Raw genomic sequence first — 15,113 nt, 5'->3', positions numbered from 1 at the left:
TCGCGCAATCAACCCTGCCGTGACGACGCCAGCCAATGCCGCCTGTTTCCCGCTCCGCCTCCCTGCCTGAACTGACCGCTCTGTTTGCCTCGGTGCAACAGCACTTCCAGGACGTGATCGTGCCGCTCTGGCAAGGTCCCGGCTGGAATGCCGACATGGCGCTGCCCTATGAGGCGCTGGACGCCGAGCACCAACCGCTGCCTCCCCAACGCTATCGGGCCATGGCCTGCGCGCGGCAGCTCTACCTGTTTTCCAGCCTGATCGGCCAGGTACCGGCCGCCGAAGAGCGCGCCGCAGCGCTGTTCCGCTCCCTGCAGCAGCATTTCCACGATGCCGAGCATGGCGGCTGGTTCTATAGCGTCGACCCGCAGGGCGCGCCTCTGGATCAGCGCAAAGACCTCTACACCCACGCCTTCATTCTGTTCGCCTGCGCCCATTACTGGGACAAGGTCCGCGAGCCGCTGGTGGAATCGGTGCTCAACGCCGTACTGGAAGTGGTCGCGCAGCGCTTCGCCACGGGCGACGGCCTGTACGAAGCCAGCCTCGACCGTGACTGGTCCTCGCTCGAGTCCGGGCCGCTGCAAAATCCCCTGATGCACTTGGCCGAAGCCTTCCTCGCCACGCTGTCGATGCGCAAAGACATCGCAGTGCAAGTCGCGCTCGTAGAGTTATGCACAGCGATGCAAAAGCGTTTTATCGACCCGCAACACGGTGTGTTGATGGAAAAACCGCTGGGCGCTGTGGATAACTGGTTTGAACCGGGGCACCAGTTCGAGTGGTATTTCCTGCTGGAATCGTCTTCGTTGCTGCGCGGTTCGGCACTGCATGCTTCTCTGGAACGTGCTTTTGCGTTCACCGAACAACTGGGCGTCGATCAACAGACCGGCGCCGTGCGGGCCATGCTCGACCTGGAACCGAACGGCCCACCTCGGGACGCTACGCAGCGAATCTGGGCTCAGGCTGAATACCTGCGTGCCCTGACCTTGCGACCAGACAGCGAGGCCGCGGTGCTGCACCAGTTGCAGGCGTTGCAACAGCGCTTTCTGCATGCGGGTGGCTGGTATGAGTGCCGTGACGAGAACGGGGATGTGACCCGTCGGGACATGCCGTCGACCACGCCTTATCACTTGGCAACCTGCTATCGCGGATTAGCCGACTATCTCGGCTGACTGAGAGATTGCTATCGCGGGCAAGCCCGGCTCCCACAAGGTTTGTGTCGTTTGCGAAACGGCGATTCAACACAAATCCTGTGGGAGCCGGGCTTGCCCGCGATGGCCGTTACGCGATCTTAAGCCTTGGCATTACGCTCAATCGCAAACCCGCTCCACGTCTGGCTCACCGGCATCAGCTCCAGGCTGTTGATATTGATGTGCGCCGGGGCATTGAGCACCCAGAAAATGGTGTCGGCAATGTCTTGCGGCTGGATTGGCTCGGCACCGGCGTAGGTCGCGTTGTAACGCTCCTGATCACCAGCAAAACGCACCAGCGAAAACTCGCTTTCGCACAGGCCCGGCTCGATATTGCTGACCCGCACACCCGTACCTTGCAGGTCGCAGCGCAGGTTCAGGGAGAACTGTTTGACGAACGCCTTGCTCGCGCCATACACATGGCTGCCCGGGTACGGGTAGTTGCCGGCGATGGAGCCGAGGTTGACGATGCCGGCGCCGCGACCGTGAGCAATCAGGCGGGGCAACAACAGACGAGTGCTGTACATCAGGCCTTTGATGTTGGTGTCGACCATGGTGTCCCAATCGTCGAGGTCGCACTTGGGCGCCGGGTCAACGCCCAGGGCCAGGCCGGCGTTGTTGATCAGCCCGCGCAGTTTGGCGAAGGATGGCGGCAGGTTGGCGATTGCCTCCTCCATGGCCTTGCGATCACGCACGTCGAGCACCAGGCCATGGACCTCAGTCTGCTTCGACAACTCGGCGCACAGCGCATTGAGGCGCTCTTCACGACGGCCGGTCAGCACCAGTTTCCAGCCGGCTTCGGCAAAACGACGGGCGCAGGCTTCACCAAAACCGGAGGTCGCGCCGGTAATAAACAGGGTGTTGGACATCGTGTTCTCCTTGCTTCGGCTGATCGACAGCCACTGGAATAGAAAATCAGCAGGCAGCATGCCCGGCCTTGCCCACAGCGGCAACTACCGCAGAAGCTGTACAAAAAAAGATCAAACGTTGCCACGCCTTGCCTGCCGTGGCTTTCAGCCATGTGCGCGCACCTTATCCACAGGCCGGTCCACAGTTTCCGGGGGCAAGTCGAAAAGCTGTAAGCCGCGGGGCACAAGGCTTTGCGGGCAAATTGGAAATTTTTTTGCTTGACCCTGGAACGCCAGCTGTGCAGCCATGGCATTTTGCACGATTGACCGGCCCCACCGACGATGGCGCCAAGCCAGTAACTACGGCCTTCAGCCGAGTCTTTCCAGAGTTTAACCACAGACTTATCCACAGGCAGCTCCACTCCATTTCGCCCTGCTTTCGTCACCAACAAAAAGGTTGACAAAGCCCGCTCGCGGTCCCGCAAAAACGCCTGATCAAAAAACAACCATAACTCTGCAAGGCACGGTTTCAAAGGCTTTCAGCCAGCTACTCCCACGTTATTCACAGCCAGCTCCACAGCAAACGGGGACAAGTCAAAACCGTGACAAAACAACTATTTGCAGCGGCTTTATGTCGCGCTTTGAGAGCTTGTGAATATTGTTTTCCACAATTTCCAGAAAGCTCGCTCCCACAGGGATTAGTGGTGTTTTGGAGGTGTAAAAAAGCCCCGGGGATTGCTCGTCGGGGCTTGTTGTTGCAGTGCAGACTCAGTGGCCGCCGAGATAGGCGTTACGCACTTCCTCGTTAACCAGCAACTCCTTGCCGGTGCCCGTGAGGCGGATCTCGCCGTTGACCATCACGTACGCCCGGTCCGACAGTTTGAGGGCGTGGTTGGCGTTCTGCTCCACCAGGAAGATGGTCATGCCGGTTTTGGCCAATTCCCGCAGAGTCGCGAAGATCTGTTTCACCACAATCGGCGCCAGACCCAGGCTCGGCTCGTCAAGCAACAGCAGTTTCGGCCGGCTCATCAGCGCACGTGCGATAGCGAGCATTTGCTGCTCGCCGCCGGACATGGTCATGGCCCGTTGGGTGCGCCGCTCTTCGAGTCGCGGGAACAACTCGAACATGCGTTGCATGTCTTCCTTGGCGTACTTGTCACCGATAGGAATGGTGCCCATCAGCAGGTTTTCCTCGACGGTCATGTCGGGGAACACCCGCCGCCCTTCCGGCGATTGAGCGATGCCGTTGGACGCGATGTAGTGGGATGATTTGTGAGTGATATCCACACCCTGATAGATGATCTGCCCATCCGCCGCCCGTGGCTGACCGAAAATCGACATCAGCAAGGTCGATTTACCGGCGCCGTTGGAGCCGATCAAGCTGACAGTTTCACCTTCATTGATGTGCAGCGAGACTTTCTTCAGAGCCTGGATCGGCCCGTAAAACACGTCCAGTTCCTTGAGTTCGAGGATGGGTTGGCTCATAGCACCACTTCCTCTTCATCGGCGCCTAGGTAGGCCGCAATCACTTTCGGATCGTTACGAATCGCATCAGGTCCGCCCTCGGCGATGACGATGCCGTGGTCCAGCACCACGATGTGGTCGGAAATGCTCATTACCATGCCCATGTCGTGTTCGATCAGCACCACGGTCAGATCGTGCTCGTCGCGCAGCAGCCGGATCATCGCGCTCAGCGCTTCGGTTTCCTGAGGGTTGAGGCCGGCGGCCGGTTCGTCGAGACAGATGATCTGCGGCCGGGTGCACATGGCCCTGGCGATTTCCAGACGGCGTTGCTGACCGTAGGACAGCTCACCGGCCAGACGGTTGGCGCAGTCCACCAGGTCCACCACTTCCAGCCAGTAGAACGCGTGGTCCAGCGCATCGCTTTCGGCTTTGCGATAACCCTTGGTGTTGAGGATACCGGCCAACATGTTGCGATTGACCCACATGTGCTGGGCCACCAGCAGGTTTTCCAGCACCGACATTTCCTTGAACAGGCGAATGTTCTGGAACGTGCGCGCCAGGCCTGCCCGGTTCACCAGGTGGGTGCCGCCGAACATCTTGTAGCGGAGCCGGGTGATGAAGCTTTTCGGCGAAACGAAATCGGTGGCTTTGAACGATTCGCCCAGCAGCTGGATGACATCGGTGCGCTCGCCACGGGTATTGAGTTCGATCTTGCCGCCGGAGGCCTTGTAGAACCCGGTCAGGCAGTTGAACACGGTGGTCTTGCCGGCGCCGTTGGGGCCGATCAGGGCGAAGATCGAGTTGCGATGCACCTTGAGGCTGACATCGCTCAACGCCTTGATGCCGCCGAAGTGCATCATCAGCTTCTCGACCGAGAGTACGACTTCGCTCATGGCGCTACTCCTTTACGCGGGGTCACACCGGTACGGCTGATCCGAATCAGGCCGCGCGGTCGCCAGATCATCATCAACACCATCAGCACGCCGAACAGCAGCACGCGATATTCCGCAAAGCCGCGTAGCAGCTCCGGCGCAACGGTCAGCACGAACGCTGCAATCACCACGCCGATGGTGGAGCCCATCCCGCCGAGTACCACGATGGCGAGGATCAGGGCCGATTCGAAGAAAGTGAACGAGGTCGGGTTGACGAAGCCTTGATAAGTGGCGAAGAACACCCCGGCCAGACCGGCCGTCGATGCACCGATGGTGAACGCCGAGAGTTTGACCAGTACGTGGTTCAGACCCATGGAGCGGCAAGCGATTTCATCTTCACGCAAGGCTTCCCAGGCGCGACCGACCGGCATGCGGGTCAAGCGGTGCTTGATGTACAGCACGGCCAGCACCACCAGGAACAACACGGCGTAGATGAAGTAGTACTTCACATCCGAGTTATAGGCGATGCCGAAAAACTCATGAAACGGCACCCCACCCTCTTTAGCCCTTTTGCCGAACTCGATGCCGAAGAAGGTTGGCAACGGAGCGGCCATACCATTCGGGCCACCGGTCAGGGACAGCCAGTTATTGAGGATCAACCGGATGATTTCACCGAAGCCCAGGGTCACGATTGCCAGGTAGTCACCGTGCAGGCGCAACACCGGAAAACCGAGAATGCAGCCGGCAAGGCCAGCGATGATCGCCGCCAGCGGCAGCACCGTCCAGAAGCCCAAGCCAAGGTATTGGTAACCGAGCGCCAACCCATAAGCACCGATGGCGTAGAACGCCACGTAACCCAGGTCGAGCAGACCGGCCAGACCGACCACGATGTTCAGCCCCAGGCCCAGCAGCACGTAGATCAGCCCGAGGATGACCACGCCCAGCAGGTAGGAGTTGGAGAAAAACGGGAACACCACGGCTACGACGATCAACACCGGAATGATCCAGCGCAACCGGGATTTGTAGTCAGGCGGCAATACATGCACCCCGGAACCGGTGCTTTCAAAGCCTTCGAGAATTCTCAGGCCCTTGGGGGTTTGCAGGAACAGGCTCAGGGCGAAGCGGCCCGCCATGACGATGGCGACAATCGCCGCCACACGGGTCGTTTCCAGGTTGAAGCCATAGCCATCGAGGACCACGCCGACAATCGGGCCGAACACAATCAGGGCGACAAGGCCGGCAAGAATCGCGTCAACCAGGCTTCTTTTGAGATCAATGGTTTTTTTAGTGGTTGAAGACATCGCTTACACCTTCGACACAAGAGGACGGCCGAGCAGGCCTTGGGGCCGAAAGACCAGAACGAGAACGAGCAGCGAGAAGCTGAAAACGTCTTTGTAGTCCGAGTTCACCAGACCTGAGAACAACGACTCGGAAATCCCGAGAATGATCCCGCCGAGCATCGCACCGGGTAGCGAGCCAATCCCGCCGAGTACCGCTGCGGTGAACGCTTTGATCCCGATGATGAAGCCGGCGTAGAAGTCGAACGTGCCGTAGTTCATGGTGATCAGCACGCCGGCCAGGGCCGCCATCGCTGCACCGATGATGAACACGTAGGAAATCACCCGATCGGTGTTGATCCCCAGAATCGAGGCCATCTTGCGATCTTGCTGGGTAGCGCGGCACATGCGGCCGAGCTTGGTGTACTTGATGACGTAGGTCAGCAGGGCCATCCCGGCAAACGCTGCGATCAGAATGAAGATTTTGGTGTAGGTCAACTGCACAAAACCTGTACCGATTTCGACGCGCCAGGCACCCGTGAGCAAGGTCGGAACCCCTTGTTGCTTCGCGCCTTGGGCGATCTGTGCATAGTTTTGCAGGATCAGCGAAATGCCGATGGCGCTGATCAGCGGTGCCAGTCGGGTGGAGTTACGCAGGGGTTTATAGGCAACCCGTTCGATGACCCAGCCATACACCGCCGTGACGATGATGGTAAAGATCAGTGTGCCAAGCATCAGCAGAGGGAAGGATTCAATACCGAAGTATGCCAGCAGAGCCAGACTGATCGCCGCCAGGTAAGCAGAGATCATGTAAACCTCGCCATGGGCGAAGTTGATCATGCCGATGATGCCGTAGACCATTGTGTAGCCGATGGCGATCAGGCCATAGACCGACCCGAGGGTCAGGCCGTTGACCAGTTGCTGCAGGAAAATACCATCCATAACGCAATCTCACGCATTTGAGAGACTGCACAGAAGCCGAGTACGACGGACCGGGGTTCAGCCGCCGACGCAAGCGGGTTGTGTGCAGCTCTACGAGAAAAGACAGGTACTGCACGGACATGTTCTTGATTGCCCGGCGCACAAGGCGCCGGGCAATCAGCCGTTCATATCACTTCTGTTTTTCCAGTTGGTGGTATTTGCCGTCCTTGTCCCACTGGTAAACCACGTAGTCGGAGACTTTCAGGTCGCCCTTGGCGTCCCAGGTCTTCTCGCCCATCACGGTTTGAACCTTGTTGGCTTTCAGCCATTTGGCAGCCTCTTCGCCCTTGTTGGACTTGGCGCCATTGAAGGCAGCCGCCAGGGTCTGGACCGAAGCGTAGGCGTACAGGGTGTAGCCTTCAGGCTCGGTACCGGCTTTCCGGAACGCGTCTACCACAGTCTTGCTGTCTGGCAGCATGCGCGGGTCAGCGCCGAAGGTCATCAGTACGCCGTCGACGAATTGCGGGCCACCAGCGGTGGTCACCAGTTCGTCGGTGACGATGCCGTCATCGGACATGAACTTGACGTCTTTGAGGCCTTGCTCACGCAGTTGGCGAACCAGAGGACCGGCTTCCGGGTGCAGACCGCCAAAGTAGACGACGTCGGCGCCAGCGCCGCGGATTTTGGTCACGATGGTGCTGAAGTCTTTCTCGCCACGGGTCAGACCTTCGTACAGCACCGGCTTAACGCCGCGTTTTTCCAGCTGGGCCTTGGTAGCGTCCGCCAGGCCTTGGCCGTAGGTGTCCTTGTCATGCAGGACGACGACTTTCTTGCCCTTGAGCACGTCGACGATATAGTCACCGGCCACGATGCCTTGCTGGTCGTCACGCCCGCACATACGGAACATGGCACTCAGGCCACGCTCGGTAACTGCCGGGTTGGTGGAGCCTGGAGTGATCGCGATGATGCCCGCTTCGTCGTAGATCTCCGAAGCCGGGATCGTCGAGGAGGAGCAGAAGTGACCGACTACGCCAGCGACTTTCTGGTTGGTCAGGTCCTTGGCGACCGTCACAGCCTGTTTCGGTTCGCAGGCGTCATCGCCTTTGACCAGTACGATTTTTTCCCCGTTTACACCGCCCGCTGCGTTGACCGCATCGGCCGCAGCCTGTGCACCCTTCATGTACTGCTCGCCAAATGCCGCGTTGGCGCCGGTCATCGGTCCCGCCACACCGATTTTCACATCAGCCTGTGCAAACGCAGAAACACCCAACGCAGTTGCCACTGCGAGGGCCAGAAAGCCTTTCTTGTAAAACGTCTGGGACATGAGGTGGTGCTCCAAGGTTTTTTTTTAGTTGGCACTGCGACTTCCTGAATGCTCAGAGCAAGGGCCGTGCCATCGGTTTTTTATTCTGAAAAAAGTCGCTGCTTTATTGTTATTTCGACTGTTTCGATCCCATTTTCATTGGGCGTGCAACCGTCTAAACCGCGGAAGGTGAAACCATTTATTTTTAAAGGCGCAACCCGAGCGCGCCATCATTGCAACCGCGGCGCCAAACGACGTGCAACCAGCCTGTAACAACGTGCGTCACCGAAGTGCACACTGCTGGTGCGGAACTGCTACAACCCGCACCTTTTACAGGCTAGTCGCTGCGCGAAAAAGCGCCGCTTTCAGCAACAAATTTCAACAATCAAATAACGATCCGCAGGCACTGGCCTGCGTGATACAGCGAGAATCCGGCCTCGTACAGACAGCTGCGCAATCCCACGCCCGCCAATGGCTGCATGGGCGCAAAGGGAATCGGCAGTGCTTGAGGATTTCCGTTACACAGATAATCGGCAAAGGCTTTGCCGACGACAGTGCCAGTAGTGACGCCCCGGCCGTTGTAACCGGTGACTGCCACCAAACCGGGCGCCGGCTCGAACAAACGCATCAAATGATCGGGGGTGAAGGCGATGCAACCGGTCCAGGTGCACTCCCATTCCACCGGTTTGAGATAAGGAAAATAGTGCTGCTGAACCCGGTCGGCCCAGGCTTTAAGGAACCAGGTCGGCTTCTGATTGCCATTACCGAGACTGCCGAGCAGCAGACGGCCGTCCTTATCTCGACGAACACTGCTGAGGACCTGGCGGGTGTCCCATGAACCCTGGCCACCCGGGAGAATTTGCTGCGCAGCCTCTTCGGTCAGCGGGACCGACGCCACTTGATAGTAATAACCGGGGAAGAAGTTGCGCCGCAATTCCGTCCAGTCACCTTCGGTGTAGGCGTTAGAGGCAATCACGACTTGCTCGGCAAGCACCGAACCCTGAGCGGTTTGTACCGACCAGCGCTGGCCCTGACGTTCGAGTCGGGTCACCGGGGAATGATCGAACAACTGACCGCCGAGACCGATGGCCGCTTTGGCCAGCCCCGTTGTGTAAGCCATTGGGTTGATCGTGCCAGCACGTCGATCGAGCAGCGCGGCGGCAATCTTTTTGGTACCCGTCGCTTGTTCGCAGGCTTGACCGGTCAGCAGTTCAACCGGCGCGCCGCGACGTTTCCATTGTTCTTCACGGCTGCGCAAGTCCGCTTCGCCACGGGCGTTGTGCGCCATGTGCAACGTGCCTTCACGGCGTAACTGGCAATCGATGTTGTACTTATCCACAAGGCTGAACACCAGGGACGGTGCCGCACCGAGCATGCGATTAAGCTGACTGCCGACCGCCTCGCCGAAACCGGCTTCGATCTCGTCCGGTGGAATCCACATCCCGGCATTGACCAGCCCGACGTTGCGCCCCGATCCGCCATGACCGGCGCGATGGGCTTCCAGTACACAGACGCTTTTGCCTTTTTCCAGCAGATGCACCGCCGCCGACAGACCGGTGAAACCGGCGCCGATGACGCAGACATCCACCGTCACTTCGCCCTTGAGCGCCGCGTTGTCAGGCCTTTGCGGCGTCAGTTTTTCCCACAGACATTCTTCGCGTAACGGCATTGCCAGACTCCAACAGAAACCTAACCAACACACCATTTCCCTGTGGGAGCGGGCTTGCCCGCGATAGCGTCAGTACATTCAACATCTAAGTGACTGATAGATTGCTATCGCGGGCAAGCCCGCTCCCACAGTGATCTTCATGGGTTCAAAGGATTTACTTAGTCGAAGGTAATCCCTTGAGCCAACGGCAACTCCAGCGAATAGTTCACGGTGTTGGTCTGACGACGCATGTAGCCGCGCCATGCATCGGAGCCGGATTCACGACCGCCGCCCGTTTCTTTCTCACCGCCAAACGCCCCGCCGATTTCCGCGCCGCTCGGGCCGATGTTGACGTTTGCGATGCCGCAGTCACTGCCCACCGCCGACATGAACTGCTCGGCTTCACGTACGTCAGTGGTGAAGATGCACGACGACAGGCCTTGTGGCACGGCGTTGTTCAGGCGCAGCGCTTCGCCGAATTCCTTGTAACCCACCACGTACAAAATCGGCGCGAAGGTTTCGCTGCAGACCACGTCGCTCTGCTCCGGCATTTCAACGATCGCCGGCGAGACGTAATAAGCGTTAGGGAATTTGTCTTCCAGCTGGCGCTTGCCGCCGAACACCCGGCCGCCTTCGCTCAAGGCCTGCTCAAGCGCATCCTGCATGTTTTCGAAGCTGTGCTTGTCGATCAGTGGACCAATCAGGTTGCCTTCCAGTGGGTTGCCGATACGCACTTTGGAGTACGCGGCCTTCAGGCGGGTGACGATTTCTTCTTTCACCGATTCATGGGCAATCAGGCGACGCAGCGTGGTGCAACGCTGACCGGCGGTGCCGACGGCGCTGAACAGGATGGCCCGTACGGCCATGTCCAGGTCGGCGCTTGGGCCGAGGATCATTGCGTTGTTGCCACCCAGTTCCAGAATGCTGCGAGCGAAACGTGCGGCGATTTTCGGTGCTACTTCGCGGCCCATGCGGGTGCTGCCGGTGGCGCTGATCAGCGCGACACGCGGGTCATCGACCAGCGCTTCGCCGGCATCACGGCCGCCGATGATGACTTGGCTCAGGTGCGGTGGCGCGTCGCTGAAGTTCTTCAGTACACGGTCGAACAACGCCTGGCAGGCCAGGGCGGTCAGCGGGGTTTTCTCCGACGGCTTCCAGATCACCGGGTTGCCGCAGACCAATGCCAGCGCGGTGTTCCAGGCCCAGACCGCAACCGGGAAGTTGAACGCGCTGATGACGCCAACGACACCCAGCGGGTGCCAGGTTTCGCGCATGTGGTGGCCAGGACGCTCGGAAGCGATGGTCAAACCGTACAGCTGACGGGACAGGCCGACGGCGAAATCGCAGATGTCGATCATTTCCTGAACTTCACCCAGACCTTCCTGGGTGATCTTGCCGGCTTCCCAAGACACCAGCTCGCCGAGGTCGGCCTTGTATTCGCGCAAGATATCGCCCAGTTGGCGGACCAGTTCGCCACGGCGCGGGGCCGGGACCTTGCGCCACAATTCGAACGCATGATCTGCACGACTGATGTGCTGCTCGACTTCAGCGGCGCCTTCCCAGTTCACGGCGGCGATCTGGCTGCCATCGATCGGCGAATGCACCGGCACTTTGCCGTTCTGGTACAGGGCCGGGTTCACACCAAGACGATCAAGCAATGCGGCAACCATGGGTCACTCCTCAAGCGGAAAACAGAAAACGTGCAGCCGGATTGATTCGGCTGGTGAGGCCTGTAGTTTTAGCGCTCCCGACGTTACCCAACAAACGACCTTTAAGAGAGATATCATTCCGTTTATTCATGCTGCGAATTGCTGGTAAGAAAGAAACAAGAAAAAGGACAACCCATGCTGAATAAACGCTACTTGCCGTCGATCACCGCGCTGCAGTGTTTTGAGGCCGTAACCCGGCATTTGAGCTTCACCCGGGCGGCTGAAGAGCTGAACCTGACCCAGAGCGCTGTCAGCAAACAGGTCGCGCAACTCGAAGAATTGCTGCAGCACCTGTTGTTCCGCCGGGTGCGCCGACGCCTGCAAATGACCCCGGCCGGTGATTTGTACCTGGTGGAGGTACGAAAAATCCTCACGCAGGTCGAGATGTCGACCCACTACCTGCGCTCCTACGGCGGTGAAACCGAAGTCCTGCGCGTCTCGACGCCTCCGACCTTCGGCGCGCGCTGGCTAGTGCCACGCTTGAAAGGCTGGCGTCTGCGCCATCCCTCGATCCATCTGGACCTGTGCAGCGAACAGGAAGCCGACGATCTGTTGCAAGGTCGCAGCGACCTGGCGTTTTATTTCGGCCAGGGCTCACGCCCCGGCACTGAATGCCTGAAGCTGTTCGGCGAAGAGTTGGTGCCGGTCTGCGCACCGGGCAGCCTGCCGAATACGCCGTTCACCGATCCTACGCAACTCACCGACCTGGTCCTGCTGCAAAACGCCTCCCGGCCCCAGGCCTGGCACGACTGGTTCGACAGTCAGGGCTACCACACCGAACACAGCTACCACGGCCCGCGTTTCGAAACCTTTTATATGTGCATCCGCGCAGCCCAGGTCGGCTGTGGTGTGGCGCTGTTGCCGCGGTTTCTGGTGGAAGAGGAATTGGCCGACGGCAAACTGGTCATACCCTGGCAGCACGCGATGCCCAGCACCGATGCCTATTACCTGGCGTATCCGGAGCATTCGGCGGAAGTGCCGAAGGTGCGGGATTTTGTGAAGTGGATGCTGGAGCAGATTGACAATCCGTATGCGCCGCAGAGTTGAGACCTGACACGACACCTGTGGCGAGGGGGCTTGCCCCCGTTGGGTCGCGACCCTATGAGCCAACAACCCGGTTGTCAGGCTCATAGTGGCGTCACGCAATACCAAAGAGGCCGTCGACGATTTTGGTTTGAGCGAGGCGTCCGCGCAGGTCCTCATCGATGGAGGGATCATCCATTCTGTACAGCCGCACCTTGCGATACGCATTGACTCGATTGATCTCCCGCCCCAAATACTCCCAAACCACCCGCGAACATGCCGGAGTGCGATGGTCGGCCGCTGAAACACCCATCTTCAAGCCATTGAGTCGAATAATCCGACTTTTATAGTTTGGAATAAGAATGGTCTGACTGATCTCGTTGGACGTCAGCGACTCATAGTCGAGCAGGAACAAGCGATCTTGTAGATAGTAGGCAACCCCCACGTATCGATACCGCTCAAATGTCCCCTCTGCCCCAACAATCTGTACCCGCTCATTTCGCTCATACACGAAATGTTGGCCCTCCTCCCTTATGTGCACCAATGAACACAGAATGCAACCTGGCTCTGTCATCGCGTAGTAGTACTCGTAGTAATAACCACAATAGGCCTTGAGCTGCGACGAAGACTGTCTGCGAAGGTGATCAAGCATGCGCTGAGGCGCTGCCATCTCGTCCGAGGGTTTGATTTTCTTGGATTTAACGCCAATGAGCGTGATGAACTGCTCTGTGGGCAAATGTATTTCGTATTCTTCAACCCCAAAAAAATCACAGATCCGTTTAAGGTTAAACGGTGTCGGAAGACTATTCCCACTCAAGTACTTATTAAACTGCCCTCGATTAATACGAAGTTTCCTACAAACCTCCGCGATAGATCGATAGTGGCTGCATAGCTGCCTTAAGTTATTTGGAAAAAATTCACGCATATCAGCTCATTACAATAGTGCTAGAAGGCTCAAACATAGCAGCAACTCGCATCATTTTTAAGCAACTCGCGAAATTGCACTCAGCGATACGATAACCGGATATTACGAGCCTTGAGGTTTTCTCAAGACAGCCAACAAAAGCCGAACAATTCGCCACTACTCTAATAACAGCAGGGAGCACTCAATGCTTGAAGTCATCAATGACTTTCTCTCCGGAAAAATCCTTATTCCATTGGTCCTTGGGTTGGGAGGCTACTTCACCATCCGATCAAGATTTGTCCAGTTTCGGTATTTTTTTCACATGCTATCGGTATTGCGCGTCAGTTGGCGCACAGGCAATCATCATCTGAGCTCGTTACAGGCATTAACCCTCAGCCTCGCAGGTCGAGTCGGGACGGGCAACATCGTTGGTGTCGGCATCGCCGTGAGCATGGGCGGGCCAGGGGCCGTGTTCTGGATGTGGATGACCGCGCTCCTGGGCATGTCGAGCAGTTTTTTCGAATGCGCTCTTGGACAACTCTACAAACGTAGCGACGGAAACGGCCTTTATCGTGGTGGTCCATCCTGGTACATCCAGCATGGTCTCGGTAAACGATGGCTAGGGATAATTGCCGCCCTCCTGTTGTTGGTGACCTTCGGTTTTGCAATCAATGGCCTGGAAGCTCATGCCGTATCGCACTCGCTTAAGGATGCTTTCGACATTTCGACCACTTGGTCGGGGTTGGCATTGTCGGTGATGCTGGCTGTTGTATTTGTGGGTGGAATCAAACGAATAGCAGCTGTCGCCGACCTGCTGGTACCGCTTAAAGTTCTCGCCTACGTCGGGGTCACGCTCTATGTAATTGTCCTGCAATCGGAGCAGGTGCCCTCGATGTTAATGACTATCGTCAAGAGCGCTTTCGGCCTGGACCAAGCGTTCGGCGGACTGCTCGGCACTGCAATAATCATGGGTGTGAGGCGCGGTGTATTTTCCAATGAAGCGGGCCTGGGCAGCGCCCCCAACGTTGCTTCGGTGGCCAAGGTCGAACATCCGATAAGCCAAGGCGTGGTGCAAGCACTGAGTGTCTTTATCGATACCTTCGTCATCTGCACCTGCACAGCATTGGTCATCCTGTTATCCGGTTTCTATACACCCGGTTTCGAAGGCGACGGCATTGCGCTTGCACAAAACTCGCTGGCAGCCATCGTTGGCGAGTGGGGTCGAATGTTTATTAGCGTGGCGCTGACATTATTTGTATTTACCGCAATGCTCTATAACTACTACTTGGGCGAAAACAGCTTGCGGTTCATGTTCGGTGAGCCCCGAAAAACCTTGCTCATCTACCGCGCACTGGTGTTGGCGCTGGTGTTCTGGGGCTCGATTGAAGACCTTTCCACCGTACTCGCATTTGCCGACATCACCATGACACTGCTTGCCTTCGTCAACCTTATAGCCATGGCCTTGCTGTTTAACATCGGCATGCGCATCTTGTACGACTATGACGAGCAACGTCGCGCAGGAGTCAAGAATCCAGTGTTCGACTCCAGCAAGTTCAAGGATCTGGATCTCGATTTTACGGCCTGGCCGGCGAAAGAGAATGACCAGAACACGTTAAAGCATCCTGCCCACCTTTCTCGTAACTGCACATCTCCGCAATCGGCATAAATGAAAAACCCTGAGCCATTGCGAACTCGCAACGGCTCAGCAGCGAAACAATTGTTGGCTATATATAAACAATAGATCTCACTATTCAAACACGATCAAAAACTCTTAAGGAGCTTGTTAATGAATCGTTATCACCCTCTTAAATCCAACACCTCCGAAGTTCCGGTACTTTGTATAGATACACACATAACCCCAAATCACCTCTTTGAAAATGCCTGCTTCAGGATTCGAACCGCTACCAGTCTTTTAGAAACACTCACCTCAATAACCATTAAACATACCGCTGACATT

12 protein-coding genes are annotated in these 15,113 nt (G+C 57.5%); 3 read left to right on the top strand and 9 right to left on the bottom strand.

All coding sequences use genetic code 11. From position 1 onward, the window contains the following. Window positions 1–35: 35 nt before the first annotated feature. Entirely contained in the window at window positions 36–1,169 is a 1,134-nt protein-coding gene (locus ACIQU2_RS15460) for an AGE family epimerase/isomerase (RefSeq protein ID WP_403142217.1), read from the top strand. A gap of 119 nt (window positions 1,170–1,288) precedes the next feature. Here ACIQU2_RS15460 and ACIQU2_RS15455 read toward each other — a convergent pair whose 3' ends face one another. The 8 genes from ACIQU2_RS15455 to ACIQU2_RS15420 form a co-directional block, all read right to left on the bottom strand. Next, window positions 1,289–2,056: an SDR family oxidoreductase gene (locus ACIQU2_RS15455; protein ID WP_056746308.1), complete on the bottom strand. Its 768-nt coding sequence runs from the start codon at window positions 2,054–2,056 to the stop codon at window positions 1,289–1,291. Window positions 2,057–2,803: 747 nt separating this feature from the next. After that, the gene (locus tag ACIQU2_RS15450; RefSeq protein WP_149631975.1) at window positions 2,804–3,520 is read right to left on the bottom strand and encodes an ABC transporter ATP-binding protein; all 717 of its coding nucleotides are present in this window, start codon (window positions 3,518–3,520) and stop codon (window positions 2,804–2,806) included. Further along, window positions 3,517–4,392 (bottom strand): ATP-binding cassette domain-containing protein, encoded by an 876-nt coding sequence (locus ACIQU2_RS15445; protein ID WP_347804593.1) that lies wholly within the window; start codon window positions 4,390–4,392, stop codon window positions 3,517–3,519. Before ACIQU2_RS15445 ends, ACIQU2_RS15450 begins: the two co-directional genes overlap by 4 nt. Further along, on the bottom strand, window positions 4,389–5,672 hold the full coding sequence (gene livM / locus ACIQU2_RS15440) for a high-affinity branched-chain amino acid ABC transporter permease LivM (protein WP_403142212.1): 1,284 nt from the start codon (window positions 5,670–5,672) through the stop codon (window positions 4,389–4,391). Before livM ends, ACIQU2_RS15445 begins: the two co-directional genes overlap by 4 nt. 3 nt (window positions 5,673–5,675) lie before the next feature. Continuing rightward, the gene (locus ACIQU2_RS15435) at window positions 5,676–6,590 is read right to left on the bottom strand and encodes a branched-chain amino acid ABC transporter permease LivH (RefSeq protein ID WP_403142210.1); all 915 of its coding nucleotides are present in this window, start codon (window positions 6,588–6,590) and stop codon (window positions 5,676–5,678) included. 169 nt (window positions 6,591–6,759) lie between these two features. Next, window positions 6,760–7,893, bottom strand: coding sequence for an ABC transporter substrate-binding protein (locus ACIQU2_RS15430; RefSeq protein WP_403142207.1), 1,134 nt, complete (start codon window positions 7,891–7,893; stop codon window positions 6,760–6,762). Window positions 7,894–8,257: 364 nt separating this feature from the next. After that, window positions 8,258–9,541, bottom strand: coding sequence for an FAD-binding oxidoreductase (locus ACIQU2_RS15425; protein ID WP_008153371.1), 1,284 nt, complete (start codon window positions 9,539–9,541; stop codon window positions 8,258–8,260). Between the two features lie 158 nt (window positions 9,542–9,699). Continuing rightward, a complete protein-coding gene (locus tag ACIQU2_RS15420; RefSeq protein WP_347804597.1) occupies window positions 9,700–11,190 on the bottom strand; it encodes an aldehyde dehydrogenase family protein in 1,491 nt (496 codons plus the stop codon). Window positions 11,191–11,364: 174 nt separating this feature from the next. Between ACIQU2_RS15420 and ACIQU2_RS15415 the strand changes: the two genes are divergently transcribed. Next, window positions 11,365–12,276 (top strand): LysR substrate-binding domain-containing protein, encoded by a 912-nt coding sequence (locus ACIQU2_RS15415; protein WP_347804598.1) that lies wholly within the window; start codon window positions 11,365–11,367, stop codon window positions 12,274–12,276. A gap of 91 nt (window positions 12,277–12,367) precedes the next feature. On the opposite strand, the gene ACIQU2_RS15410 is transcribed toward ACIQU2_RS15415, so the two are convergent. After that, window positions 12,368–13,177 carry a helix-turn-helix domain-containing protein gene (locus ACIQU2_RS15410; RefSeq protein WP_403142202.1) on the bottom strand — a complete coding sequence of 270 codons (810 nt, stop codon included), beginning with the start codon at window positions 13,175–13,177 and terminating at the stop codon, window positions 12,368–12,370. 184 nt (window positions 13,178–13,361) lie between these two features. On the opposite strand from ACIQU2_RS15410, the gene ACIQU2_RS15405 reads away from it, so the two are divergent. Next, window positions 13,362–14,822, top strand: coding sequence for an alanine/glycine:cation symporter family protein (locus ACIQU2_RS15405; RefSeq protein WP_403142199.1), 1,461 nt, complete (start codon window positions 13,362–13,364; stop codon window positions 14,820–14,822). Window positions 14,823–15,113: the final 291 nt, after the last annotated feature.

This window comes from Pseudomonas sp. NPDC098740 (assembly GCF_044760065.1).
Lineage (GTDB): Bacteria > Pseudomonadota > Gammaproteobacteria > Pseudomonadales > Pseudomonadaceae > Aquipseudomonas > Aquipseudomonas rossensis.
Note: the sequence above shows the minus strand (reverse complement) of the source record. Positions and strands in the feature narration are given on the sequence as shown.

What these genes read in the sequence shown, in the direction of transcription:
- ACIQU2_RS15460 (WP_403142217.1), top strand. Translation starts at nt 36, where the DNA reads ATGCCGCCTGTTTCCCGCTCCGCCTCCCTGCCTGAACTGACCGCTCTG.
- ACIQU2_RS15455 (WP_056746308.1), bottom strand. Translation starts at nt 2,056, where the DNA reads ATGTCCAACACCCTGTTTATTACCGGCGCGACCTCCGGTTTTGGTGAA.
- ACIQU2_RS15450 (WP_149631975.1), bottom strand. Translation starts at nt 3,520, where the DNA reads ATGAGCCAACCCATCCTCGAACTCAAGGAACTGGACGTGTTTTACGGG.
- ACIQU2_RS15445 (WP_347804593.1), bottom strand. Translation starts at nt 4,392, where the DNA reads ATGAGCGAAGTCGTACTCTCGGTCGAGAAGCTGATGATGCACTTCGGC.
- livM (WP_403142212.1), bottom strand. Translation starts at nt 5,672, where the DNA reads ATGTCTTCAACCACTAAAAAAACCATTGATCTCAAAAGAAGCCTGGTT.
- ACIQU2_RS15435 (WP_403142210.1), bottom strand. Translation starts at nt 6,590, where the DNA reads ATGGATGGTATTTTCCTGCAGCAACTGGTCAACGGCCTGACCCTCGGG.
- ACIQU2_RS15430 (WP_403142207.1), bottom strand. Translation starts at nt 7,893, where the DNA reads ATGTCCCAGACGTTTTACAAGAAAGGCTTTCTGGCCCTCGCAGTGGCA.
- ACIQU2_RS15425 (WP_008153371.1), bottom strand. Translation starts at nt 9,541, where the DNA reads ATGCCGTTACGCGAAGAATGTCTGTGGGAAAAACTGACGCCGCAAAGG.
- ACIQU2_RS15420 (WP_347804597.1), bottom strand. Translation starts at nt 11,190, where the DNA reads ATGGTTGCCGCATTGCTTGATCGTCTTGGTGTGAACCCGGCCCTGTAC.
- ACIQU2_RS15415 (WP_347804598.1), top strand. Translation starts at nt 11,365, where the DNA reads ATGCTGAATAAACGCTACTTGCCGTCGATCACCGCGCTGCAGTGTTTT.
- ACIQU2_RS15410 (WP_403142202.1), bottom strand. Translation starts at nt 13,177, where the DNA reads ATGCGTGAATTTTTTCCAAATAACTTAAGGCAGCTATGCAGCCACTAT.
- ACIQU2_RS15405 (WP_403142199.1), top strand. Translation starts at nt 13,362, where the DNA reads ATGCTTGAAGTCATCAATGACTTTCTCTCCGGAAAAATCCTTATTCCA.